Origin of the sequence: Streptomyces sp. 8K308 (assembly GCF_004348315.1) — a bacterium.
Taxonomy (GTDB): Bacteria; Actinomycetota; Actinomycetes; order Streptomycetales; family Streptomycetaceae; genus Streptomyces.
Map to the genome: position 1 here is coordinate 1 of NZ_SMKC01000081.1, position 23,244 is coordinate 23,244.

General features: G+C 71.8%; 22 protein-coding genes. 7 read left to right on the forward strand and 15 right to left on the reverse strand.

All coding sequences use genetic code 11. From position 1 onward, the window contains the following. Positions 1–99 precede the first annotated feature (99 nt). The 7 genes from E1265_RS14430 to nucS all read right to left on the reverse strand — a co-directional run bounded on the left by E1265_RS14430 (position 100) and on the right by nucS (position 4,735). A complete protein-coding gene (locus E1265_RS14430) occupies positions 100–588 on the reverse strand; it encodes a class I SAM-dependent methyltransferase (protein WP_165953750.1) in 489 nt (162 codons plus the stop codon). Beyond that, entirely contained in the window at positions 531–1,424 is an 894-nt protein-coding gene (locus E1265_RS14435; protein WP_132930705.1) for a phosphotransferase, read from the reverse strand. The genes E1265_RS14430 and E1265_RS14435 overlap by 58 nt, the downstream gene beginning before the upstream one ends. A 21-nt stretch (positions 1,425–1,445) precedes the next feature. Then, the gene (locus E1265_RS14440) at positions 1,446–2,201 is read right to left on the reverse strand and encodes a hypothetical protein (RefSeq protein ID WP_132930706.1); all 756 of its coding nucleotides are present in this window, start codon (positions 2,199–2,201) and stop codon (positions 1,446–1,448) included. Positions 2,202–2,343: 142 nt separating this feature from the next. Further along, positions 2,344–3,255 (reverse strand): helix-turn-helix transcriptional regulator, encoded by a 912-nt coding sequence (locus E1265_RS14445; RefSeq protein ID WP_132930707.1) that lies wholly within the window; start codon positions 3,253–3,255, stop codon positions 2,344–2,346. Next, positions 3,170–3,724, reverse strand: a complete 555-nt coding sequence (locus tag E1265_RS14450; RefSeq protein ID WP_132930708.1) for a DUF6879 family protein — start codon at positions 3,722–3,724, stop codon at positions 3,170–3,172. Before E1265_RS14450 ends, E1265_RS14445 begins: the two co-directional genes overlap by 86 nt. Then, positions 3,721–3,957, reverse strand: coding sequence for a hypothetical protein (locus E1265_RS14455; protein ID WP_132930709.1), 237 nt, complete (start codon positions 3,955–3,957; stop codon positions 3,721–3,723). The genes E1265_RS14450 and E1265_RS14455 overlap by 4 nt, the downstream gene beginning before the upstream one ends. A gap of 100 nt (positions 3,958–4,057) precedes the next feature. Then, a complete protein-coding gene (gene nucS, locus E1265_RS14460; RefSeq protein WP_132930710.1) occupies positions 4,058–4,735 on the reverse strand; it encodes an endonuclease NucS in 678 nt (225 codons plus the stop codon). Positions 4,736–5,042: 307 nt separating this feature from the next. On the opposite strand from nucS, the gene E1265_RS14465 reads away from it, so the two are divergent. Then, a complete protein-coding gene (locus tag E1265_RS14465) occupies positions 5,043–6,833 on the forward strand; it encodes a serine/threonine-protein kinase (protein WP_165953751.1) in 1,791 nt (596 codons plus the stop codon). 217 nt (positions 6,834–7,050) lie between these two features. Here E1265_RS14465 and E1265_RS38015 read toward each other — a convergent pair whose 3' ends face one another. Together E1265_RS38015 and E1265_RS14475 are read right to left on the reverse strand one after the other, a co-directional pair. After that, complete coding sequence (locus E1265_RS38015; RefSeq protein WP_207931074.1) at positions 7,051–7,365, reverse strand: hypothetical protein; 315 nt, start codon at positions 7,363–7,365, stop codon at positions 7,051–7,053. 365 nt (positions 7,366–7,730) lie between these two features. Beyond that, positions 7,731–9,119: a cation:dicarboxylase symporter family transporter gene (locus E1265_RS14475; protein ID WP_132930712.1), complete on the reverse strand. Its 1,389-nt coding sequence runs from the start codon at positions 9,117–9,119 to the stop codon at positions 7,731–7,733. 209 nt (positions 9,120–9,328) lie between these two features. On the opposite strand from E1265_RS14475, the gene E1265_RS14480 reads away from it, so the two are divergent. The 3 genes from E1265_RS14480 (at position 9,329) to E1265_RS14490 (ending at position 12,424) form a co-directional block, all read left to right on the forward strand. Then, positions 9,329–10,972: a sensor histidine kinase gene (locus tag E1265_RS14480; protein WP_132930713.1), complete on the forward strand. Its 1,644-nt coding sequence runs from the start codon at positions 9,329–9,331 to the stop codon at positions 10,970–10,972. Next, the gene (locus tag E1265_RS14485) at positions 10,969–11,652 is read left to right on the forward strand and encodes a response regulator (protein WP_132930714.1); all 684 of its coding nucleotides are present in this window, start codon (positions 10,969–10,971) and stop codon (positions 11,650–11,652) included. Before E1265_RS14480 ends, E1265_RS14485 begins: the two co-directional genes overlap by 4 nt. A 379-nt stretch (positions 11,653–12,031) precedes the next feature. Beyond that, positions 12,032–12,424, forward strand: coding sequence for an SCO5389 family protein (locus E1265_RS14490; protein ID WP_132930715.1), 393 nt, complete (start codon positions 12,032–12,034; stop codon positions 12,422–12,424). Here the strand turns inward: E1265_RS14490 and E1265_RS14495 are convergent. Continuing rightward, a complete protein-coding gene (locus tag E1265_RS14495; RefSeq protein ID WP_243740785.1) occupies positions 12,393–13,526 on the reverse strand; it encodes an LLM class flavin-dependent oxidoreductase in 1,134 nt (377 codons plus the stop codon). The two genes, E1265_RS14490 and E1265_RS14495, sit on opposite strands and share 32 nt — an antisense overlap. Positions 13,527–13,783: 257 nt before the next feature. Here E1265_RS14495 and E1265_RS14500 point away from each other — a divergent pair, with 257 nt between their 5' ends. After that, positions 13,784–14,086, forward strand: coding sequence for an ATP/GTP-binding protein (locus E1265_RS14500; RefSeq protein WP_132930716.1), 303 nt, complete (start codon positions 13,784–13,786; stop codon positions 14,084–14,086). Here the strand turns inward: E1265_RS14500 and E1265_RS14505 are convergent. The 5 genes from E1265_RS14505 to mce form a co-directional block, all read right to left on the reverse strand. Next, the gene (locus E1265_RS14505) at positions 14,056–14,829 is read right to left on the reverse strand and encodes an ABC transporter permease (protein ID WP_132930717.1); all 774 of its coding nucleotides are present in this window, start codon (positions 14,827–14,829) and stop codon (positions 14,056–14,058) included. The genes E1265_RS14500 and E1265_RS14505 overlap by 31 nt on opposite strands. Then, positions 14,816–15,742, reverse strand: coding sequence for an ATP-binding cassette domain-containing protein (locus tag E1265_RS14510; RefSeq protein WP_132930718.1), 927 nt, complete (start codon positions 15,740–15,742; stop codon positions 14,816–14,818). The genes E1265_RS14505 and E1265_RS14510 overlap by 14 nt, the downstream gene beginning before the upstream one ends. Positions 15,743–15,841: 99 nt before the next feature. Next, positions 15,842–16,792, reverse strand: a complete 951-nt coding sequence (locus E1265_RS14515) for a cellulose-binding protein (RefSeq protein WP_132930719.1) — start codon at positions 16,790–16,792, stop codon at positions 15,842–15,844. 233 nt (positions 16,793–17,025) lie between these two features. Then, on the reverse strand, positions 17,026–20,352 hold the full coding sequence (locus E1265_RS14520) for a hypothetical protein (RefSeq protein ID WP_132930720.1): 3,327 nt from the start codon (positions 20,350–20,352) through the stop codon (positions 17,026–17,028). A 118-nt stretch (positions 20,353–20,470) separates the two neighbouring features. Then, positions 20,471–20,923, reverse strand: a complete 453-nt coding sequence (mce, locus tag E1265_RS14525; RefSeq protein ID WP_132930721.1) for a methylmalonyl-CoA epimerase — start codon at positions 20,921–20,923, stop codon at positions 20,471–20,473. Positions 20,924–21,064: 141 nt separating this feature from the next. Between mce and E1265_RS14530 the strand changes: the two genes are divergently transcribed. After that, entirely contained in the window at positions 21,065–22,282 is a 1,218-nt protein-coding gene (locus E1265_RS14530) for an acetyl-CoA C-acetyltransferase (protein ID WP_132930722.1), read from the forward strand. After that, a partial coding sequence (gene meaB, locus E1265_RS14535; protein WP_132930723.1) for a methylmalonyl Co-A mutase-associated GTPase MeaB occupies positions 22,279–23,244 on the forward strand: 966 nt, incomplete at its 3' end. The genes E1265_RS14530 and meaB, both read left to right, overlap by 4 nt.

A 23,244-nucleotide genomic window follows, 5' to 3' on the forward strand; every position in this document is an offset into this window, starting at 1 on the left:
GGTGGGGGCGGTGTCGCCGTGGTCGTCGGGGCCTGGGATGAGGACCCCATCGATGTCCAGGTAGAGCAGCATGCCGGGTTCTCCCTGTCTTTCCACCGGTCAGCGTCTGGTGAGGACGGTGATGTAGTCGTGGCGGTCGTCGGCGCGGAGGACGATGAGGAGTCGTCCGCCGGGCCGCAGCGCGATGGCGACGGCGGCCAGGAGGGGGCGAGGGTCGATGAAGGAGAAGGCTCCGAAGATCGAGAGGCAGGCATCGACAGAGCCGGGTCGGAGGCCGCGCAGGCAGTCGGCGGCGCTCTCGTGTCGGAATTGCAGTCGGGGGAGATGGCCGTAGAGGGTGCGGGCTCGGTGGATTTTCACGGGATTGCTGTCGACGCCGACGCAGCGGGCGCCGTGGGTGGTGAGGTGGGCGAGGTTGTGGCCACTGCCACAGCCGAGTTCGACCACAAGTGCTCCGGCCAGGTCGCCGAGGAGCGAGGCGTCAGGACCGTTGCCGGGCCGTCTGGTCAGTTCGAGTCGGGCAGGTGGGGTCAGACGTTCAGCAGCTCGGCGGCGTCCAGGAGGTGTCGGGTGATCACGGTCGTCCACGTGTCTTCGGCTCCTTCGGCCCAGCCCATGCCGATCTGCTGGGCGAACCACTCGGCCACCCACACGCGATGCCAACCGAGGGCCCAGGCGGCGGGGTTCTGGCCACCGCGATCCGCCAGGGTCTCGGCCGGCCCACCTGCTTCGGCGTAGGCGGTGAGGAAGGCGTGGGCCCGGTTGACGTCGGGGGCGGTGGTGGTGCCGTGCCAGGAGGCGAGGTCCAGCAGACCGGGGCCGATGAAGGCCCGTGCCAGGTCCAGGATCCGAAGTCCGGCGGCGCCGACGTGGAGGGAGGTGGGGTGGAACTCGGAGTGCACCAGGCCGAACGGTGGCGACTCGGCGTCTTTCGCTCGGGTGTCGGCGGCTCGGCACAGGGCGGTCGCCGCGGAGCGGGCGTCGTCGGAGGCACCGTGGCGGGCCAAGCGCCGGGCGATCTTCCCAGGGAGGGACGCGAGTTCGACTTCACCGAGGCGAGGCAGGTCAGCCAGGGCGGTGATGCGGTGGATCTGGACGGCGGTGGTGGCACCGAGGAGATCGTCGGCCGCGCGTACGGGCTCGCCGAGGTCCTCGATCAGCATGCCCAGCAGCCCCTCCGTGTGGCGGGCGGCGCGGACGGCGGGCACCGGCAGTCCGGCGGCTGCCACGGCCCTCAGGACACGGTCCTCGTGGTCGAAGGGCGCCTCGGCGTACTTGAACACCGCGGACGCGCCGCCGGGGAACGTCAGTCGCTCCACACCGGAGCGGGCCCAGACCCGGATCGGTCGGCGATCGGGGTGGTCGGGCAGGGCGGCCTCTGCCAACAGACCGGGCAACATGGCGGTCACCTCCGCGGCGTTCATCGGGTAACTCCGTTCCCTCGGTCAGGCGTTGGTTCCTGCGCTGGTGCGGCAGGCGTACACCGCGGCAAGCCACTCGTCGCGGAAGGCCCGCAGGCTGGTGCGGAAGGTCTCGACGGGGGCGCCGTAGGGCAGGCAGGCGCCGCCGGACTGGTCGGGTACGGACTGGCAGCCGTGCACGAGCCGGCCACCGAGGGCGGCGTGGGCCTTGATGGACTCCACCCGCCGCGACTCGTTGAACCATGTGCTGTGGTACACCTCGTCGAGCATGCCGCCGGTCACCTCGTCGAGGTCGAAGACGACCGAGGTCGCGGCTGGGAAGAACCAGCACGGGCCGACGTTGGAGATCGCGCCGTCCGGCTCGACCTTGTTCAGAGCCATGAGCGTGGCCGCCTCGCGCAGCATGCGCAACTCCCCGGGACCGATTCGCTCGAGTCCGCCGACCGGCAGCAACGCGTCGCGGAAGAGGTAGGAGTACACCTCGAAGGCGATGGACAGCACCTCGGCGGCGTCGGTGGTGGAGCGGCCGTGCGTGCGAATGAATTCCAGTGCGGTCTGCTCCAGCGCGGCCTCGGCCGTCTCATCCACGTCCAGGAGCCGATCGCGGACCAGGCTCCAGTCGCAGACCAGCCAGGAGGCGGAGTCGAAACGGAAGAAGTACTCGGACGGTGTGATGGTCAGGCGCCGGTCCTCCACGGTGATCCCGGGCAGGCGGGACCAGCGGGGATCGAATGCCTGGGGCAGTTCGACACGGATGACGGGCGGGGTGGTAGCGGTCATGTGCGCAACCTCCTTGGCTTCCCGGTCGGACGCCGCTACGGCGTCCCTAACGGGAGAGTAGGGAGGAACAGCCATCACGCAAAGAAGGTTTCTTGAGGTTTCTCGAAATGCTGCCAAATGATGGGTGTCCGAGAAACTTCCGTCAATCCTCCGGGGGTTCGGGGGCGAGATCGTCGATGACCCGGTTGATGATCGCCCGCGCGGTCCGGCCGTAGCTGGCCGCACCGGCCAGGGCGTCGAAGATGCCGCCGTACAGGGCCAACTCCTGCGGCTGGGCCAGGTTCAACTCCGCCGAGAAGGTCTCGACCATCACGCGGTCGGTATCGAGAATCCAGAAGCCGTGCGCGGGGGCGATCGCATAGGCCGTCTCGAAGCCGATGATTCCGAGCCTCACGTTCGGCAGCGCGGAGAAGGAAACCAGCCGGTCGAGCTGCCCGAGCATGATCTCCGGCGGGCACAGCCGGTAGCGCAGCACCGCCTCGGTCAGCACGAAGTGGAAACGCTTGTCGGGCCGGTACAGGATCTCCTGGCGGCGCACACGCGCGGCCACGGCCTCGTCGATGTCGTCGCGCACCCTGAAGACCTTGATGCTCTGCGCGAAGCGAAAGCGCGCGTACTCAGCTGTTTGAAGCAGGCCGGGAACGAAGGTGGACTCGAACGCCCGGAAAAGCCGTGTTCTGGCGTCGAGGTCGGCGATCTCACGTTGGTGCGGCCTCAGCCCCGTCCTGAGCTGACGTTGCCACTCGGCGTGCTGCACTTCGAGGGTGTGCAGGGAAGCGAGCAACGCTTCCGTCTCGTCCTGACTGTCTGTGGCTCGCGTCCAGGCTTGAATGTCCGCGTCGGTTGGTGTCTGCCTACCGTTCTCCAACTTCGACGCCTTGGAGGGCGGCCATGACAACGACTCCGCGAGCTGACGACCGCTGAGGCCGGCGGCCACACGCAGCTCACGGAGTCGCCTGCCGAGCGCATCACGAGCCTGGTGAACGCTCGTGATGCCAGTCGTCCGTTTCGAGGGCAAAGTCGTCCCGTCGTATGGCGCGGTGCCAGGCGGCATCGCGCCAGTAATTGTGCTTCACGACCACGGCGGGATCCTCGATGAGCTCACCACCGAGGAAGTTCTCGTCGTCATCGAAGTGCATGCGCACCAGCTTGGATGAGTCGAACAACCAGTAGTCGTACTCCGGCAGGCCGGCCGCGTCATGACGGGCCAGGTATCGGATGTCCTCGCCGGCGGCGTTGGTGTGCTCTGAGCAGAAGACACCAAAGCGGCTGTAGTCGGTGAGCGGCGTTGTGACCACCCGGACGCGAGTGAAGCGGCGCCCGGCCGCCGTGGCCTCCCGGATCATGGTCAGCCAGCCCTGGAACCAGCCCAGGTCCACCCGTTCGCCCGCGACGAACTGGCGCAGCGCCTCGGCCTCGTTCGCGGACTTGTACGCGTCGCGCGTCTCCAGCCTGAACGCCGTGTGCTCGAAGGTGCGGAAGAGCTGACCGAACTCAGGGCCGGGCTTGATTAGGCGGCTCAGTTCCGGCCCTCCTGCTCCAGGTAGCGGCGGGCGTACATCTTGAGCACCTCTTCGGGGATCTCGATCAGCGTCTCGTGGTCGGGCACGTCACCGACGTCGGCCAGCGCCTGGGGATCGGTGACCTTCCACCCTTGCGCGATGTACGTCACGCGGTCCGTGCGATCGGTGGCGAACAGGGTGGGGGACTGGCCCTCCTGGGACTTCGGGTCTTTGCCGAGGAACCGAGCGCGCATTGCGCCTCCTTGCTCGAATGATCGAGAAAGCTTCTCGCCCTGTATCGTGTCCACCCTGCGGGGCGACGGTCAAGAGGGCGCCTCGGTCGTTGGCGCCTGCCTAGAACAGCCGTAGCTTGTCGTCCTCGATGCCGCGGAGCGCGTCGTAGTCCAGCGTGACGCAGCGGATGCCGCGGTCCGTCGCGAGCGTCCGGGCCTGGGGCTTGATCTCCTGGGCCGCGAACACCCCCCGCACCGGGGCCAGGTGCGGGTCGCGGTTGAGCAACTCCAGGTAGCGGGTGAGCTGTTCGACGCCGTCGATCTCGCCGCGGCGCTTGATCTCGACCGCGATGGTCGTGCCCTCGGCGTCGCGGCCGAGGATGTCGACAGGACCGATCGCCGTCGGGTACTCGCGGCGGATCAACGTGCTGCCCTCGCCGAGGGTCTCCATCCGGTCGGCCAACAGCTCCTGGAGGTGCGCCTCGACGCCGTCCTTGATCAGGCCGGGGTCCACGCCGAGTTCGTGGGAGGAGTCGTGCAGGATCTCCTCCATCGTGATGATGAGCTTCTCGCCGCCCTTGTTCTCGACGGTCCACACCGCCTTGGCGCCGCCGTCCCCGTCGGCCTCCTTCAACGTGCACGGCGGGGACATCCAGTTGAGGGGCTTGTAGGCCCGGTCGTCCGCGTGGATCGAGACCGAGCCGTCCGCCTTGACGAGGATCAACCGGGGCGCGGAGGGCAGATGAGCGGTGAGGCGGCCGGCGTAGTCGACCGAGCAGCGGGCGATGACGAGACGCATGCGCTCAGCCTACGGGACCTGCTCGCGCCGAAAACGGCGCCGGAGCGCGGAGGCATTCCTCCACGCCGAGTCTCCGTGTGTCCACGCTGGGTGCCGAAAGCGGTATCGGGAGAAATGGGGCATAGGGCACGACGGTGCGCCGGCGGACGTCGGCGGACGTTCACGCGGAGAGATACGGGGGCCGCTGTGGTCAACTACGCTGAATTCAAGGCACTTTCGTACTGGGCCGGCGGGCAGGACCTGTCGGCGGACGGTACCCACGCGAGCACCATGGTGGAAGCAGGCTCATCAACCGGGGGAGTCGGGTGTGTTGGGGCGATGGACGGTGCTTGGCGGCCGCTACACGCTGGCCGAGCGGATCGGCAGCGGTGCCATGGGGGAGGTTTGGCGGGCCGAGGACGGTGTCCTCGAACGGGAGGTCGCCGTCAAGATCCTCCGCCCGGGGCTGCTTGACGACGACACCTTCGCCCTGCGGTTCAGGAGGGAGGCCCGGGTCCTCGCGACACTCAACCACCCCAACATCGTCAACGTCCACGACTACGGCGAGGTCGAGTCCGACGCCGAGGCCGAGAGCGGCCTCACGATCGCGTACATCGTCATGGAGCTCATTGACGGCACGCCGCTTGACGACGTGCTCCGTGAGCGTGGCCCCCTGCCGCCCGACGAGGCGCTGACCATCGCAGCCAAGGCGCTGGACGGGTTACATGCCGCACACGAGCGGCAGATCGTGCACCGCGACATCAAGCCGTCGAACCTGATGCTGCGCGCCGACGGTCGAGTCACGGTGACTGATTTCGGTATCGCCCACGCGCCAGACAGCCCCAAGCTCACCGCCGAGCACGCCGTGGTCGGCACCGCGAACTACATGGCGCCGGAACAGGCCCAGGGCCGCACCGTCCCGGCGTCCGACCTCTATTCCATCGGCGCCGTCTGCTACTTCCTCCTCACCGGCGAGCCGCCGTTCAGCGGTGGCTCCGCGATCGAGGTGTTGCTGAAGCACGTTAGGGACCCCGCACCGGTACTGCCCGACGCGTTCCCGGAACCGGTGCGCGTGTTCGTCGCGAGGGCGCTCGCCAAGAGCCCCGACGACCGGTACGAGAACGCGGCGGTGATGGCGGCGATGGCACGCGTCGCCGCGGACGAGGCGGCTCCCCGCCCCGTCGCCACTCCGCCCGCGACTCCGCCGAAGGGGAACGCCGAGCCGGGCGACGCGCCGAGCGGCAGGCCGGATCGGAAGCGGCGGCGGCTGCCGCTCGTCCTGATCCTTCCGCTCGTGATCGTGGTGAGCACGGTCACGGTCGTCTACGTCTATCCGGGGATCGGAGGACCCGGCACGGACGCGCCCGGTATGGCGGCGCCGACGGGCGCGGTGGCGGGGGCCGAGGGCCCCGGCGCCGAACGACCGGACTCCGTGTCCCCGGGCCCGTCGGAATCGGAGTCGGAGGGTGAGGCCGACCCGGCCAGCTCGCCTTCCCCGGACGAGGAGAGCCAGGCGGCGGACGGCGGCGGAGGGGGGACGGGGAACAGGCAGCAGGGCGGCGAGGATTCCGCGGGTGGCGGCCAGTCGGGCTCCAGCGGGGACACGGGTGAGACCGGAGACAGCGGGTCGGGTGGGAACGGAGGCGGCGGAGCCGACGATCCGGCCCCCGTGGACCCGGACCCTGACCCCGACTCCACGGTGCCGGAAGGGTGCGGTGGCGATGGCTGGGGCCACATCACGAACGTCGGCAACGGCCTGCGGATCGGTCTGGCCTCGGACAGCCCGGAGGACGGCGCCGCGGTGGTCATGGGCGGCTCCACCGCCTACGGTTGGATCCACGAGTACAGCGCCTTCGACAGAATCTACCCCTGCAACATGAACGGCCCTCCCCTCTCCCAGACGGGTCTTGGCGAGCAGCGGGCGGTCATCTCCTACGGCTGGGGCGCGGAGGTCGACGAATGGGTCATCGTCAGCGGCCCGTCCGGCGCCTATTACATCAAGAACTACGGGGGCACGACCTGCCTGACCAGTAACGGACAGGGAGCGCAGTTGACCCTCACCACGTGCACATCCGGGAACGAGTCCCAGCTGTGGCGCGTTCCCGAGGGCTGGGCATGAAGAGCGGGCATGGCGGCGTCCGCAGCATCCGCTCGAGCCTGCCGTCCATGGCCAACCGGCGGAAACGGCCTGCGGCGTTGCCACGAGCCGTACCGTTCGGGCGCGTCCCGCCGGCCCTCCGGTACGGGAACCTCCACACGAGCCCACCACTGAAGAGTGACGTGCCGTCCGGTCTGGGTCGAGAGGAGACGGCACGAGGGAGCGGGGACCGCGACGCTCAGAACACCGCCCAAGCCGGGAGATGAGCGGTGCGGGTCACCTGGGACGAGGGAGTTTGGGGGACCGTGCCGCGCTCGGCGATCCAGCAGTGCGGCTGTCGTATGGCCTTGGAGATGGTTTCGAAGTCGCAGTCGTCATGCATCAGGGTGAGTCCCGAGAGTTCCGTGGTCGCCGCGGTCATCAGATCCACGGCGCCGGGCCCTTGGTGCCGGCCGGATTCGACCAGGAGCTCCTGGACCTGGCGGGCCCTGGTCAGGGTGTGGTCCGGCGTGGGGGTCCAGTTGAAGGCATCCTGCGGGAATCGTACAAGCACAGCCCGCTCATCCCGGCCGCCTGCGGCGCGCCGAGCTCAAGCTCGGTCACCTCGCACACGAAGACCCGACCCTCGTCCAGGATGTTCGCCCAGGAACGCTCGACGGCGGGGAGACGGAAGAGCCGATTGCAGGCGGCGGTGACCGTGCGGGCCGGGCAGTCCGTCTGGACGGCGGGGGCGTGCGCGTGGTTCAGGCCGTGCGCGTCGACCGGTACCCGTTGGGTGGGTTGGCGGTGGTCGTCGGCCTGGACGAAGGGCGACAACTCCGCCTCCGCGCTGACGATCCGCTGACCGTGCGCGACGCCGGCGCGCCTCCCTCGCCACGTGGCGAGGGAGGCGCGTCCGGCACGGAGCGCGGTTGAGGGTCAGACCCCGGCCGGCTCCTTCGGCTTGGCGAGCTCGGGCGCCGGTGGCGCCGCCGGCGCGCCGTGTCCTTCGTCGACCATCGTCGCCTCGTCGAACGGCAGGTCGCCCCTGAGGACCCGGGACATCCGTTCCTTGTCGATCTCCTTGGTCCAGGTGCCGATGATGACCGTGGCCACCGCGTTGCCCGCGTAGTTGGTCAGGGCGCGGGCCTCGCTCATGAAGCGGTCGATGCCGACGATCAGGCCGACGCCGTCCAGGAGTTCCGGGCGGTGCGACTGGAGGCCGCCGGCCAGCGTGGCCAGGCCGGCGCCGGTGACGCCCGCGGCGCCCTTGGAGGCGATGATCATGAAGCCGAGCAGGGAGAGCTGCTCGCCGATGGACAGCGGGTCGCCCATCACCTCGGCGATGAACAGCGAGGCCATGGTCAGGTAGATCGCGGTGCCGTCCAGGTTGAAGGAGTAGCCGGTCGGGACGGTGATGCCGACGACCGGCTTGCTGACGCCGGCGTGCTCCATCTTGGCGATCAGGCGCGGCAGGGCCGACTCGGACGACGAGGTGGAGAGGATCAGCAGGAACTCGCGGCCCAGGTAGCGCAGCAGCGAGAAGATGTTGACGCCGGCGACCACCCGCAGCAGCAGGCCGAGGATGCCGAAGACGAAGACCACGCAGGTCAGGTAGAAGCCGATCATGATGACCGCGAGCGAGCGCAGCGCGTCCACGCCCGTCTCGCCGACCACCGCCGCGATGGCGCCGAAGGCGCCGACCGGCGCGACCCACATGATCATGGCGAGGACGCGGAAGACAAGACGCTGGATGTGCTCGATGCCGCGCAGCACCGGCTCGCCGGCCGAGCCCATGGCCTGCAGCGCGAAGCCCGCGAGCAGCGCGATCAACAGCGTCTGCAGCACCTCGCCCTCGGTGAAGGCGGAGACCATCGTGGTGGGGATGATGCCGAGCAGGAAGTCCGTGGTGGACTCGGACGCGCCCTCGGCCTGGGAGGCGCCGACGTCCGCCGTGGCCTCGGTGATGTGCAGGCCCTGGCCGGGCTCCAGGATGTTGCCGACCACCAGGCCGATGGCCAGCGCCAGCGTGGACATGGCGATGAAGTAGCCGAGCGCCAGACCGCCGACCGCGCCGACCTTGGCGGCCTTCCGGACCGAGCCGATGCCGAGCACGATCGTGCAGAAGATGATCGGGGAGATCATCATCTTGATCAGGCTGACGAATCCGGTACCGAGGGGCTTGAGCTCGACGCCGACGTCGGGGGCCGCGAGGCCCACCACGATGCCGGTGACCACTGCCGCGATGACGGCGATGTAGAGATAGTGGGTTCGATCCCGTCTGGTCTTGCCGCCCTGCTGGGGCTCGGTGGGGGTCTGCGCAGCCACGGTTCTCGTCTCCTCGTCCTCGTGGAGTGTGCGGCTCTGGTGCCGGGTCGCCGAACGTTGCCGAACGGAGGCGTCGCCTCGACGTCCAGGTGAATATGCACCCCCCTGTGACCGGGGTCACGCTTACGTTCATTACGTTCATGACGGTCGCGTGAGCGCGCGTGACGAGCGGGTTTCGGCCATCGTCATCATCCGGGCACACTGGCGGCATGTACCTCCCCCGTTTCCTCCGCCCGGCGCGAGCGTCGCGGCTGCCCGGGCCGCGCAGCCTGGCCGGCCAGCTCTTCGCCATGCAGGTGGTGCTGGTGGCGGCCGTGGTGGCCGGTTGCGCGATCTTCGCCTACCTCACCGACCGCGCCCAGGCCGAGGACGCGGCCCGCGACCAGGTGACGGCGGCGGCGGTGGCCATGGCCGACTCGCCGACCGTTCGGGAGGCGGCGGCCGGCCCGAATCCGTCGGCCGTGCTCCAGCCCTACGCCGAGCGCGTGATGGACGAGGGCGGGATCACCTTCGTCACGATCATGGCCCCGGACGGCGAGCGGTGGACCCACCGGGACCCGGCCCGGATCGGCGAGACGTTCCTCGGTCATACCGACTCCGCGCTGCGCGGCGAGACGTTCACCGAGATCTACACCGGCACGCTGGGCCGCTCCGTCCGCGTCGTCACCCCCGTGCAGGACGCCGACGGGCGGGTGATCGGCCTGGTCAGCGCCGGCATCACGGTCGAGGAGATCAGCGCCAGGCTGGCTGGCCAGGTCGCCGCGCTGCTCGCCGTGGCCGTCGGCGCGCTGGCGATCGGCGGCGTCGGCACCTATGTGATCAACGCCCGGCTGCGCCGGCACACGCACGGCATGAACGCCGCCGAGCTCAGCCGGATGCACGACTACCACGAGGCCACCCTGCACGCCGTCCGCGAGGGCCTGCTGCTGCTCGACGCCGAGGGCAGGATCGCGTTGATCAACGACGCCGGCCGGGAGCTGCTCGGCCTCACCGGCGACCAACTCGGCCGGCCCGCCGACCGCCTTGGCCTGCCGCGCCCGCTGACCGAGGCGCTGCTCTCCGACGAGCCCCGGGTCGACGAGGTGCACGTGACGGACGAGCGGATCGTGGTGCTCAACTCCTCGCCGGTCTCCGGCGGCGAGCGGCACGGCACGGTGGTGACCCTGCGCGACCACACCGAGCTGCAGTCGCTGGCCGGCGAGCTCGACTCGGTGCGCGGCTTCGCCGAGGCGCTGCGCTCCCAGGCGCACGAGGCGGCCAACCGGCTGCACGCCGTCGTCTCGCTGATCGAGCTCGGTCGGGCCGACGAGGCCGTGGAGTTCGCCACCGCCGAGCTTGAGCTGGCCCAGGCCCTCACCGACCAGGTGGTGGGCGCGGTCGGCGAGCCGGTGCTGGCCGCGCTGCTGCTCGGCAAGGCGGCCGAGGCCAACGAGCGGGGCGTGGAGCTGCTGCTCACCCCGGAGAGCCGGATGGACGACGGGGTGCTGCCGCCCGACCTGGCGCCGCGCGACCTGGTGACCGTCCTTGGCAACCTGATCGACAACGCGGTGGACGCCTGCGGCGACGGCGCGGCCCCCGGCCGGGTGAGCGTCACCGTCCGGGCGGTCGACGGCGAGCTGCTGCTGAGCGTCGCCGACACCGGCGCCGGGATCGCGCCGGACGCCGTGGAGGACGTGTTCCGCCGCGGCTGGTCGACCAAGACCGGCGAGCAGGGCGTCGGGCGAGGCCTGGGCCTGGCGCTGGTCAGGCAGGCGGTGCGGCGCAACCGGGGCACGATAGAGATCTCCCGGGCGCCGGCCGGCGGCGCGCTGTGCGTCGTCCGGCTGCCGCTGCGGACGGGGGTGGGGGTGTGACGGAGGAGATCGGGGTGCTGGTCGTCGAGGACGACCCGCTGGCCGCCGAGGCGCACGGCCGCTATGTGGAGCGGGTGCCCGGGTTCGTGGTGCGCGGCACCGCGCACTCGGGGGGCGAGGCGCAGCGGCTGCTGGAGCGCACGCCGGTCGACCTGCTGCTGCTCGACCTCTACCTGCCGGACGGCCACGGTCTGCGTCTGGTCCGCTCGCTGCGGGCCGCGGGACACGGCGCCGACGTGATCGCGGTGACCTCGGCCAGGGACCTGGCGGTGGTACGCGAGGGCGTGTCGCTCGGCGTGGTGCAGTATGTGCTCAAGCCGTTCACCTTCGCCACGCTCCGTGAGCGTCTCGTGCGGTATGCGGAGTTCCGCGCCTCGGTGGGGGAGGCCGGCGGCCAGGAGGAGGTGGACCGGGCGCTGGCAACGCTGCGCGCGCCCCGGCCGGCCGCGCTGCCGAAGGGCATGAGCGGCCCGACGCTCACGGCCGTCACCCGGGTGCTGCGGGAGTCCGGCGAGGACGGCGTCACGGCCTCGGCGGCCGGTGCGGCAGTCGGCATCTCGCGGATCACCGCGCGCCGCTACCTGGAACACCTGGTGGAGAGCGGCCGGGCCGAGCGCCGCCCGCAGTACGGACAGGTCGGGCGCCCCGAACTCTGCTACCGCTGGCTCGCCGAGCGATAGCGCGAGGCGCTGGCCGCGCGGCCGGCGGCGTGGCCAGTCGCCGCTGGCGCGGCGAGCGCCGCCCGCCGGCGGGGGAAGGCGGGTCGCCTGGAGCGGTGCCCGATCGGGCATGCCGCTGGTCTGCGGCGCCCCCGCGACCGCCGGCCGGTTCGTGCTCAAGGTGCGCGTGGGGCTGGGGAAAAGGAGGAGAATGGCGGGATTTGGTGATGGCCAGTTATCTGCCCATTCCACTGACATGTGCGGGCCAGGACGCCTACCGTTGGCCACGGGACGTCGCCGCCCCGACACACGTACCCGCTCTTGGACGCGGTGACGGGCGGCGTGGTGCCCGGGGCCCGTCCGCCAGACCCCCTCGCCAGGGGTCCGAGAGGAGAATCCGATGTCGCTCGACGTCTCACCGGTGCTGCTTGAGCAGGCCGAGCGAGGCGAGGTCGACGAGAAGGAGTTCGTCGACTGCGTCCGAACATCCCTGCCCTTCGCCTGGGACATGATCAGCAATCTGGTCGCCCGGCTGAAGGTCGACGGGGGCGAGTTCGCCGACAACACCACACCCCCGCCTAGTGAGCACGCCCGTGGGCAGCTGCTACGCGCGCTCGCCAGCGACGCCATCCGGGGCGCGCTCGAGCGGCATTTCGGGGTGAAGCTGGCCTTCCAGAACTGTCACCGGGTGGCGGTGTTCCCCCTCGACGCCGCCTCCGACGACGCCTGGGCCAGGTTCACGTCCGTCAGGAGCCAGATACTCAACCAGTCAGCGGAGCTGCGGGACTGCTGACGCTGTCGGACGGGCCGGCCGCCTTGGCCGCCGGCCCGTCGGGTGCCGCGCGCCCCACCCCGGCCGCCGCCCCGGCCGCGCGGTGCGGCAGGAGCGGCAACACCTCGTCCGCGAGCCGCCTGATGTTCATCTCGGTGCTGGCCACCTCGCCCGAACCCTCGACGAGCAGGGCGAAGCGGCTGATGCCGGTGCGCTCGGCGGTCGCCGCGAGCCGGTCGGCGCACAGCTGTGGATCGCCGACCGGATGCAGCTCGCACAGCAGCTCCGTGTACTCAAGCGGGTCCCGCATCCGGCGCGGCCGGCCGTCCAGCGTCTGGTGCGCGGACAGGCCGAGGCGCAGCCAGCCGGGTAGCGCCCGGCGCAGGATCTGGACGGCCTCCGAGCGGCTGTCGGCCACCTGCAGCACCCCGGCCGACACGTGTCCCGCGGTGGCGATCTCCTTGGGCGGGTGCCCGGCCGCCGCGGCCCAGGCCCGCCACATCGCGACCATCTCGGCCTTCTGCTCGTCCCCCACGTGCATCCCGAGCAGCATCGGCAGCCCGCGCTCGGCGGCGGTGCGCACCGTGCCGGGGGAGGTGCAGGCGACGACCACCTCGGGTGGTTCCGCCGGCCGCGGCACGACCGGGACCTCGCGGAACCGGTAGCGCTCGCCGGCGGCCGCGACCCGGGGCTCGCGCAGCCAGCGCAGCAGCAGGTCGAGGGACTCGGGGAAGCCCCGTTCGAGCGCCGCGGCGCCGCCGCCAAACACCTCGAGGTCCACCCAGGGGCCGCCGCGCCCCACGCCCAGCGTGAACCGGCCGCCCGAGGCCAGGTGCAGCAGCGCGGTCTGCTCGCCGAGCGCGACGGGATGGGCCGTGGTCAGCACGGAGATCGCCGTGCCGACGCGGATCCTGCGGGTGCGCCCGAGCAGCATCCCGGCCAGGGTGGTGGCGGAGGGGCAGATGCCGTAGGGCACGAAGTGGTGCTCGGCGAGCCAGACGGAGTCGAGGCCGACCTCGTCGGCGACCACCGCGGATCTCATCGCCCGCGCGAGTGCCTCCCGGTGGCTCTGCCCCGGATACTGACCGGCCAGCACAAATGTCCCTATCCGTAGGGTGTTGATCACCTTCGCCCCTCTCGCCAAGCCTTGCGGTGTTCCCCGAAAGCCTCCGCAACACCGCGGTGCCCCCTGACTCAAGGGGTGCCCGCTCGGAACAACGGGTGACACGTGCCAAAGGCACGGGCCAATGGCATTTTTTTGTGATGATCGGGTGATTAGCGGTCTGATGCGGCTCTCGGGGCGGCCCCGGTCGCTGCGTAAACTCGACACACCGGCCTGTTCACCGGCGAGCCAGCCGCCCAGACCACCCGAGGTGCCCCGTGTCCCCGCGTCGAAACCGGCCCTGCCCGCGACCCCAGCCGCCCCAGCGCGTATACGGCCTGGAGAGCACGGACACCTGGCGCGGCGAGGAATGGGTGGTCCGCCGCGTCACCGGCGCCGCCGCGCTGAAGCACTACCGTTGCCCCGGATGCGACCAGGAGATCCCGCCAGGCGTGCCGCACGTCGTCACCTGGCCCCAACTCGGCGCCGTCGAGGACCGCCGCCACTGGCACGCCCCCTGCTGGACCGCCCGCGACCGCAGGACCGCCCGTCAGGCGTCCCGCCGCCGCAGCACCAGATAGCCGCCGAGCAGCGCCGCCACCACCCACAGCACCATGATCCCGAGCCCCGCCCACGGGCCGTAGGGACGATCCCCGGTGTCCACCACCGACATGATCCACGAGCCGGCCTGGTCCGGCAGATAACGGCCCAGCTTCTCCGTCGCCGACACGTTGGCCAGGATGCTGGAGATCATGAAGAAGAACGGGATCAGCACCCCGAACGACAGCATCGGACTGCGCAGCATCCACGCCGCCCCCATCGCGAACAGCGCGATCAGCCCCATGTAGAGCCCGCCACCGAACACCGCCCGCAGCACGTTCGGTTCGCCGAGGTGCGTGCGGTGCGAGCCAAGCACCGCCTGGCCGAGCAGGAAGGTCAGGAAGCTCGTCGCCATCCCCACCGCGAGCGCCAGCGCCGTCGCCACCGCGACCTTCGCGGACATCAGCAGCCCACGCCGCGGCACCGCCGCCAACGAGGCCCGGATCATCCCCGTGCTGTACTCGCCCGACACCACGAGCACCCCGAACGCGATCATCGCCAGCTGCCCGAGCGAGGTGCCCGCGAAGCTCGTCAGCGTCGGATCGAACGTCATCCGGTCGTGTGCCGACAGATCGTCGAAGGTGTTGCGGATCAGCAGGCAGATCAGCATGCCGAGGCCCACGGTCACCACCAGCGCCGTCGCCAGCGTCCACACCGTCGACCGCACCGAGCGGATCTTCGTCCACTCGGAGAGCAGCACCCGCCCCGTTTCACTCCAGCTCATCGTCGCCACCGTCGTGCGCCTGGTACTCGACCGTCTCGTGCGTGAGCCGCATGAACGCCTCCTCGAGCGACGCCTGGCGCACGCTCAGCTCGTGCAGCGTCAGCCGGTGCTCGGCCGCGAGCTCACCGACCCGCGCCGCGTCACCCCCCTCCACCTCGAACCCGCCGTCCGGCCGGGGCGCCGGCGCGAGGCCGGCCCCTACCAGCACCTCCCGCAGCCGCTCCGCGTCCGGCGAGCGCACCAGCACGAACGTCCGCGCGTTCTCCTCGATGAACCGCGCCATCGACGTGTCGGCCAGCAGTCGGCCCCGGCCGATCACCACCAGGTGCTCGGCCGTCAGCGCCATCTCGCTCATCAGATGGCTGGAGACGAACACCGTCCGGCCCTCGGCGGCCAGCCGCTTCATCAGGTTGCGGATCCAGTGGATGCCCTCCGGGTCGAGACCATTGACCGGCTCGTCGAACATCAGGATCCGCGGATCGCCGAGCATCGCGCTCGCGATGCCGAGCCGCTGCCCCATGCCGAGCGAGAACCCGCGGGGCCGCTTCCGCGCCACCGCGGAGAGACCGACCAGGTCGAGCACCTCGTCGATCCGGTGCCGGGGGATCCCGTTGCTCTGCGCCAGGCACAGCAGATGGTGGTGGGCCGTGCGCCCCGGATGCACCGCGCGCGCCTCGAGCAGCGCGCCGATGTACGTCAGCGGATCTCTCAGCTCCGCGTACCGCCGCCCGTCGATCCTGACCTCGCCGCTCGTCGGGTGGTCGAGCCCCAGCATCATCCGCATCGTCGTCGACTTGCCGGCGCCGTTCGGCCCGAGGAAGCCGGTGACCACGCCGGGACGAACGGTGAACGTCAACCCGTCCACCGCGGTCTTCGCGCCGTACCGTTTGGTCAGGTCCGACAGCTCGATCACGCCTGAAACGCTAGGACGGCGCAGGGACCGCCGCCCGGTGGGGCTGCGATCCCTGCGCCGTTCGAGTGACCGTTCGGGTGATCGAGGGGTGAGGCGGCGTCAGCGCGACTGCTGCGCCGGCACTCCCTTGCTCAGGCTGTCGCCCGCCTTGTCGTCGTCATCGTCGAACGAGACGGCCGCGACCTGAGCGCCGGTCAGCGTGGCCAGCATCTCGCGGACGTTGGTCAGCTGGGCGTTGATGCTGTCCCGACGGTTGGTCAGCGCCGCGAGCTCGCGCTCCGACTCGCTGCGGATCCGGTCGGCCTTCGCGTTGGCGTCCGCCACGATGTCCTCGGCCTGGCGCTGCGCGGTCTCCACCGTCTGGCGGGCCCGACGCTCGGCGTCCGTGCGCATCTTCTCGGCCTCCAGGCGCAGCTGCTCCGCCCGGTGCTCGATCTCCGCGAGGCGCTTCTCGGCCTTGGCCTGACGGGACGCCAGGTCGCGCTCCGACTGCTCGCGTCGCTTGGCCAGGTTGGTCTCGAAGTCGGCCGCTGCCTGGGCCGCCTTGGCGCGGGTGTCCTCGAAGAGGGCGTCCGCCTCCTCGCGCTTGTTCTGCGCGTCCTTCTCGGCCTCGGCACGGGTCGCGGCGGCGTCGCTCTGCGCCTTGTCGACGATCCGCGCGCCCTCGTCCTCGGCCTTGGCCTTGCGCTCGGCCGCGTACGCCTCGGCGTCGTTGCGCACCTGCTGCGCGGCGCCCTCGGCGAGCTCACGGTGCTGCTCGGCGGCCCGACGGGCCTCGTCGCGCAGGTCCTTCGCCTCCTCCTCGGCGAGGCGGAGGATCTTCTCGACGCGGGCACCGAGGCCTGCGTAGGACGGCTCGGCGTCCGTGATGGCCGCCTGCGCGTTCTGCGTCTCGAGGTGGAGCTCCTCGATCCGCTTCTCGAGCGAGGTGATCCGAGCGAGTGCGCTGTCGCGGTCGGCAACGAGCTTCGAGATGCGGTCGTCCACCTGCCCGCGGTCGTATCCACGCCGCACGAGCTCGAAGCCGAAGGGGGAGGAAGTTTCGCTCATGGGGTTCCTGTCGATTCCAGACGGGTTCAGTGAGTTGGTGGTGTGGGGCCTGGGCGTTCAGCGCTTCGAGGTCGAGCTCCTAAGCCTACGGTCCGGACGGGTCCATGCCCTCGGAGGCATCATCCTAGGGGGCAAACCGGCGTGTCTTCGAGCGGATCAGGTATCTGTGTGGAGAATGTTCGCCCCATCCGCTCAATCGAGTGGCCATATGGACGGGTGGCTTCAACCACTCCTCACGCCCCCAGACGACGCCCGCCCGGGCGCGGCGGACCGCCGCCGGCGGCGGCCACGCTGCCCGGCGGCTTGCCACCCCGACCGCCGTTCTTCCCACTGGGCTTGGGCGCCTCGAAGGACTCGAGTGCCTCCAACACGTCCTGTACGCGCGAGATCTCCGCGTTGATGTCCTCACGCCTGCGGGTGAGCCGGTCCAGCTCGCGCCGGCCGTCCTCGACCATCCGCTTCGCCTCGCGCTCCGCGTCCGCCCTGGTCTGCTGCGCCTCGCGCACCACCCGGGCCCGCTGCTGCTCGGCCTCCTTCAGCAGCGACTCCGCCTTCTTCACCGCCGCGATCCGCACCTTGCTCGCCTCGGCGTTGGCCTCCGCGATCAGCTTCTCGGCGCTGGCCCGCGCCTCGGCCCGCTGCTCCTCGGCCGCCTTCATCAGCTTGTCGACGCGCTCGCCCACCGCCCGCGCCTGCTCGGCCGACTCGCGCCTGGCCCGGTCGTGCAGCTCCTCGACCTCGGACTCGACGCGCGAACGCAGCTCCTCAGCCCGGTCCCGCGTCGCCGCCGCGTCCCGACGCGCCTCGTCGAGCAGCTGGTTGGCGTCCCGCCGGGACGACTCCACCAGCTCGCTGCCCGCCTCCTGCGCTTCCGCGATGATCCGGTTGGACTCCTTGCGGGCCGCGGCCACCATCGTGTCCGACTGCTCCTCGGCGGTCGCCGCGATCCGCAGCGACTCCTCCTGGGCCTTCGCCAGCAACTCGTCGGCCTGCGCCGCCGCCTCGCCGCGCTTGCGGGACGCCTCGCGGCGCGCCCGGTCCTGGATCTCGTCCGCCTCGACCCTGATCCGCTCCGCGTGCTGGGACGCCTCGGTGCGCAGCCGCTCGGCCTCGGCGATCGCGTCCTTGACGGTGCGTTCGGCGAGCGCCGAGGCCGCCTCCTTCTCCTCGGCCGACTCGCGCAGCACCCGGGCGGCCTCCCGCTCGGCCTCCGCGCGGTGGGTGGCGATCTCCGCCTCCGCCGCCTCGCGAAGCCCGGACACCGAGTCCCGCACCTGCTGCGCCTTGTGCTCGGCCGCCGCCACCAGCGTGTCGGCCCGGCGCTCCGCCTCGTCGAGCCTGGCCCGCGCGGAGGCAAGCAACTCGTCGCTCTGCACCCGCGCCTGGGCACGCTCGGCGTGCGCCGCGTCCCGCGCGTCCGCGAGCAGCGCGTCCGCCTCGCGGCGCAGCCGCGCCGCCTCGTCCTGCGCCGCCGCCAGCGCCTCGGCCGCCTCGGCCGCCGTGCGCTCGGCCGCCGCTCCCGCGTCGGCCCGCACCCGGTCCGCGGCCGCCCTGGCCTCGTCCCGCAGCCGGTCGCCCTCGGCGATCGCCTCGCCGCGCAGCCGGATCGCCAGCTCCTCGCCCTCGGAGCGGAACCTGGCCGCGTCGTTGAGCGCCTCGTCCCGCAGCTCCTGCGCGGCACGCTCGGCCTGCTCCGTCAGCGCCCTGATCCGGTCGGCGGCCTCGGCGCGCAGCCGCTCGATGTCCGCGTTGGCCTCGGCCCGCAGCCGCTCCGCCTCGACCCGCGCCTCGATCAGCGCGTCCTCGGCGGCGGCCAACCGCCGCTCGGCCTCGGCCCGCAGCCGCTCGAGCTCCGCCGAGGCCGCGTCACGCTCCGCCCGGGACGCCTCCCTGGCCTCCGCCCGCACCCGACGGGCCGTCTCCTCGGCCTCCTGGGTGGTGCGTTCGGCGTGCTCGGCGGCCTCGGCGCGCAGCTTCTCCGCCTCGCTCCGCGCCTTCTTCAGCGACTGCTCGGCCTGGTTGCGCAGGGTGGTGGCGCGCTCGATCGCCTCGGTGCGCACCCGCTCGCTCTCGCTGGTCGCCGAGTTCCGCAGCTCCTCGGCGTCGGCCTTGGCCTGGGCGAGGAGCTCCTCGGCCCGCGCCGCCGCCTCCTGGATCTGCTGCACCGACTCGCGGCGCGCCTCGGCCCTGGTGCGCTCGCCCTCCGCCTCGGCGTCGGCGCGCAGCCGCTCGGCCTCGCCGCGCAGCCGGCGGGCCTCCTCCTGGAGCTCGACCGTCTTGGCGCGGTACTCCTTGGTGTCGTCCTGCGCGGCGCCCTTGAGCTCCTCGGCCACGTCGTGCGCCTCGGCGCGCAGCCGGTCGGCCTCCGCCTCGGCCTCGGCGCGCAGCCGCTCCGCCTCCTCGGTCGCCGCCTTGGTGGTGGCCTGCGCCTCGGCCGCCGCCTTGGTCAGCACCTCCTCGGCGGTGCGCGCCGCGTCCGCCAGCTGCGCCGCGTACTCCTCGGCCGACTTGGAGCGCGCCTCCTCGGCCGCCCCGGCCAGCACCCGCTCCGCCTCCGCGCGCGCCTCGTCCAGCGCGTGCTGCGCCTCGGCGCGGCGGTTCTCCGCGTCCCTGGTGGCCTCGGACACCATGCGCGCGATCTCGGCCTTGGCCGTCGCCGTGCGCTGCTCGTACTCCGAGTCGGCCGCCGCCTTCCGCTTCTCGGCCTCCGCGGTGGCCTCCGCGACCAGCCGCTCCGCCTCCTCGCGGGCCGCCCGCAGCTCGGTCTGCGTGGCGGCGGCGCGCTCCTCGGCCTTGCGTACCAGCGCGGCCGCCTCGCGTCGCCCGGAGTCGGTCTCCTGCGCCGTAGAGGCGCGCAGCCGCTCCGCGTGCTCGCTGGCCTCCTGGGCCTGCGCCGAGGCGGCGGCGAGCAGCCGCTCCGCGTCCGCCCTGGCGCGGCGCACCAGATCCTCGGCCTCGGCGCGCGCCGCCTCCGCGTCGGCGGCGAGCCGCTGCCTGGTCTCCTCGGTCAGCCGCAGCGCCTCGGCCCGCGCCTGGCTGACGGTGCGCTCGGCCTCGGCCCTGGTCTCCTGCAGCAGCCGCTGCGCCTGCGCCTCGCTGCGGGCCCGCAGCTGCTCGGACCAGGCGACGTTCTCGTTGACGTGGGACTCGACGGTGGAGCGGCGCTGCGCCAGCTCCTCGTCGAGGCGCTGCCGCCGGCCGACGGCCTCGGCGTGCAGCTCAGCCTCCATCCGGGCGCGCTGCTCGGCCTGCTCCTGGAGCACCCGCTGGGACCTGGTCCTGGCGTCGCGCAGCTCGCGCTCGGCCTCCGCCCGCATCTGGTCGGCCTGGTGGTGCGCGCTCCGCAGCAGCTGCTCGGCGTGGGCCTGGGCGTCGCCGTAGACCGGGCGCAGGGCAAGGGCGCGGCGCACCTCGTGCAGCTTGGCACGCAGCACCTCGACCTGATAGCCGAGGTCGTCGGCGTGATCGACCGCCTTGTCGCGCTCCTTCTTCAGCCGGCCCATCTCGGCCTCGAGCTGCGAGAGGTGGTCGTCAGCCTGGTAGGTGTCGTAGCCAGGCACCGCGCGGTCCCATCCGTCCCCTGGTCGTGGTGTAGCAGATCCGGTCATCGGCCGAACTCGGGACGAGAATCACGTCACTGCCCCGGCTGGGCCACTCTACCGGCCGGGGCAGCGCGCGTCAGTGGCCCGAGGTGTCTCCTGATGCGTGCGGGGCGGCGGCGGTCACGATTTCCGTGAGCACTCCGTGACAGTCCTTCGGGTGCAGGAACGTGATGCGCGAGCCCATGGAACCGCGCCGGGGCTGGTCGTAGAGCACCCGGACGCCCCTGTCCCTGATCTCCTCGGAGACGGAGGCGACGTCGTCGGTGCCGAAGGCGATGTGATGCACGCCCTCACCGTTCTTGGCCAGCCATTTTCCGACGGGTGAGTCGTCCCGGATCGGCTGGAGCAGCTGGAGGTAGGAGGCACCGCCGTCGTCGGTGCCGTTGATGCGGAGCATGGCCTCGCGGACGCCCTGTTCCTCGTTGATCTCGGAGTGATGGACTTCGAAGCCGTAGGTGGCACGGTAGAACTCGACGGTGGCGTCGAGGTCGAAGCAGGCGATCCCGATGTGATCGATTCGAGTCAACATCCCCCTAGTGCACCGTCCTTGGCGCGGTGGTGCAACGTGCCCACCGTCACAGGTACGCGGCGGTGCCCTTCTCCGTCACGCTCTGTACATTGGTGTGAACGATCGTTCACTCCCGAATCTTCCGCGGAGGGACCCATGACCATGACTTCTTCGCAACGGCGTCCGTCCGGCGGCGGCTCGGTGATCGTCGCCGGTGCCAGGACCCCCATGGGCCGGCTGCTGGGCTCCCTGAAGTCGTTCTCCGGCGCCGAGCTCGGCGGCTTCGCGATCGAGGCCGCCCTGAGCCGGGCCGGCGTCGCGCCCGAACAGGTGGAGTACGTGATCATGGGCCAGGTGCTCCAGGCGGGCGCCGGCCAGATCCCCGCCCGCCAGGCCGCCGTGCGGGCCGGCATCCCGCTGTCGGTGCCCGCGCTCACCGTCAACAAGGTGTGCCTCTCCGGGCTCGACGCCATCGCCCTGGCCGACCAGCTGATCAGGGCCGGCGAGTTCGAGGTGGTCGTCGCCGGCGGCCAGGAGTCCATGACCAACGCGCCGCACCTGCTGCCCAAGTCCCGCGAGGGCGTCAAGTACGGGGCCGTGCAGATGCTGGACGCGATGGCGCTCGACGGGCTCACCGACCCCTTCGACGGCATCGCCATGGGCGAGTCGACCGAGCGGTACAACGCGAAGCTCGGCATCACCCGCGAGGAGCAGGACGCGGTCGCCGCCGCTTCCCACCAGCGCGCCGCGGCGGCCCGCGAGGGCGGCCTGTTCGACGCCGAGATCGTCCCGGTGGCCATCCCGCAGCGCAGGGGTGCGCCGGTGATGTTCGCCGCTGACGAGGGCATCCGCCCGGGCACCACGGTCGAGTCGCTGGCCCGCCTGGCCCCCGCGTTCGCCGGCGAGGGCACCATCACGGCCGGCTCCGCCTCCCAGATCTCGGACGGCGCGGCGGCCGTCGTCGTCATGTCCCGCGCCAGGGCCGAGGAGCTCGGCCTGGAGTGGATCGCTGAGATCGGCGCGCACGGCAACGTCGCGGGTCCCGACAACTCGTTGCAGTCGCAGCCCGCGAACGCGATCCGGCGGGCGCTTGACCGGGAGGGCCTGACCGTCGACGACCTCGACCTGATCGAGATCAACGAGGCGTTCGCGGCCGTCGCCGTGCAGTCAATGAAGGACCTCGGAATCGGCCCCGAAAGAGTGAACGTGAACGGCGGCGCCATCGCCTTGGGCCACCCCATCGGCATGTCGGGCGCCCGCCTCGCCCTGCACCTGGCCCTCGAGCTCGGCCGGCGCGGCGGCGGCGTCGGCGCGGCCGCGCTCTGCGGCGGCGGCGGCCAGGGCGACGCGCTCGTCCTCCGCGTCCCCGCCCGCTCGTGACCGGGCGCACGGTCGACGTCGCCGCGCTGGTCGCCCAGGCCAGGGAGGGCAGGCCCCGGGCCGTCGCCCGGCTGATCTCCCTGGTCGAGGGCGCCTCGCCGGCCCTGCGCGAGGTCATGGCCGCGCTCGCGCCGCACACCGGTCACGCCTACGTCGTCGGCCTCACCGGCGCCCCGGGCGTCGGCAAGTCCACCTCCACCTCCGCCCTGGTCACCGCCTACCGCCGCGCCGGCCGTCGGGTCGGCGTGCTGGCGGTCGACCCCTCCTCCCCCTTCTCCGGCGGCGCGCTCCTCGGCGACCGCATCAGGATGGGCGAGCACGCCTCCGACCCCGGCGTCTACATCCGCTCCATGGCGACCCGCGGCCACCTCGGCGGCCTCGCCTGGGCCGCCCCCCAGGCCGTGCGGGTGCTGGACGCGGCCGGCTGCGACGTGATCCTGGTGGAGACGGTCGGCGTCGGCCAGTCCGAGGTGGAGATCGCCGCCCAGGCCGACACGACGGTGGTGCTGCTCGCCCCCGGCATGGGCGACGGGGTACAGGCCGCCAAGGCCGGCATCCTGGAGGTCGGGGACATCTTCGTGGTCAACAAGGCCGACCGGGACGGCGCGGACGCCACGGTCCGCGAGCTCAACCACATGCTGGGCCTCGGCGAGGCCCGCGCTCCAGGCGACTGGCGCCCCTCGGTGGTCAGGGCCGTCGCCTCCCGGGGCGAGGGCGTGGACGACGTCGTCGCCGCGCTCGACAAGCACCGCGCCTGGCTCGACGAACACGGCGAGCTCACCGCCCGCCGCCACCGCCGCGCGGCCCGTGAGGTCGAGACCATCGCGGTCACGACCCTTCGCGAACGCATCGCCGACCTCCGCGGCGACCGCCGCCTCACCACCCTCGCCGACCGCATCCTGGCCGGCACCCTCGACCCCTACGCGGCGGCCGACGAACTGGTGACGGGAGTGGTGGAGGGG

What these genes read in the sequence shown, in the direction of transcription:
- nucS (WP_132930710.1), bottom strand. Translation starts at nt 4,735, where the DNA reads ATGCGTCTCGTCATCGCCCGCTGCTCGGTCGACTACGCCGGCCGCCTC.
- E1265_RS14435 (WP_132930705.1), bottom strand. Translation starts at nt 1,424, where the DNA reads ATGAACGCCGCGGAGGTGACCGCCATGTTGCCCGGTCTGTTGGCAGAG.
- E1265_RS14515 (WP_132930719.1), bottom strand. Translation starts at nt 16,792, where the DNA reads ATGAGCGAAACTTCCTCCCCCTTCGGCTTCGAGCTCGTGCGGCGTGGA.
- E1265_RS14455 (WP_132930709.1), bottom strand. Translation starts at nt 3,957, where the DNA reads ATGCGCGCTCGGTTCCTCGGCAAAGACCCGAAGTCCCAGGAGGGCCAG.
- E1265_RS14505 (WP_132930717.1), bottom strand. Translation starts at nt 14,829, where the DNA reads ATGAGCTGGAGTGAAACGGGGCGGGTGCTGCTCTCCGAGTGGACGAAG.
- E1265_RS14445 (WP_132930707.1), bottom strand. Translation starts at nt 3,255, where the DNA reads ATGCCGCCTGGCACCGCGCCATACGACGGGACGACTTTGCCCTCGAAA.
- E1265_RS14440 (WP_132930706.1), bottom strand. Translation starts at nt 2,201, where the DNA reads ATGACCGCTACCACCCCGCCCGTCATCCGTGTCGAACTGCCCCAGGCA.
- E1265_RS14530 (WP_132930722.1), top strand. Translation starts at nt 21,065, where the DNA reads ATGACTTCTTCGCAACGGCGTCCGTCCGGCGGCGGCTCGGTGATCGTC.
- E1265_RS14480 (WP_132930713.1), top strand. Translation starts at nt 9,329, where the DNA reads ATGTACCTCCCCCGTTTCCTCCGCCCGGCGCGAGCGTCGCGGCTGCCC.
- mce (WP_132930721.1), bottom strand. Translation starts at nt 20,923, where the DNA reads ATGTTGACTCGAATCGATCACATCGGGATCGCCTGCTTCGACCTCGAC.
- E1265_RS14490 (WP_132930715.1), top strand. Translation starts at nt 12,032, where the DNA reads ATGTCGCTCGACGTCTCACCGGTGCTGCTTGAGCAGGCCGAGCGAGGC.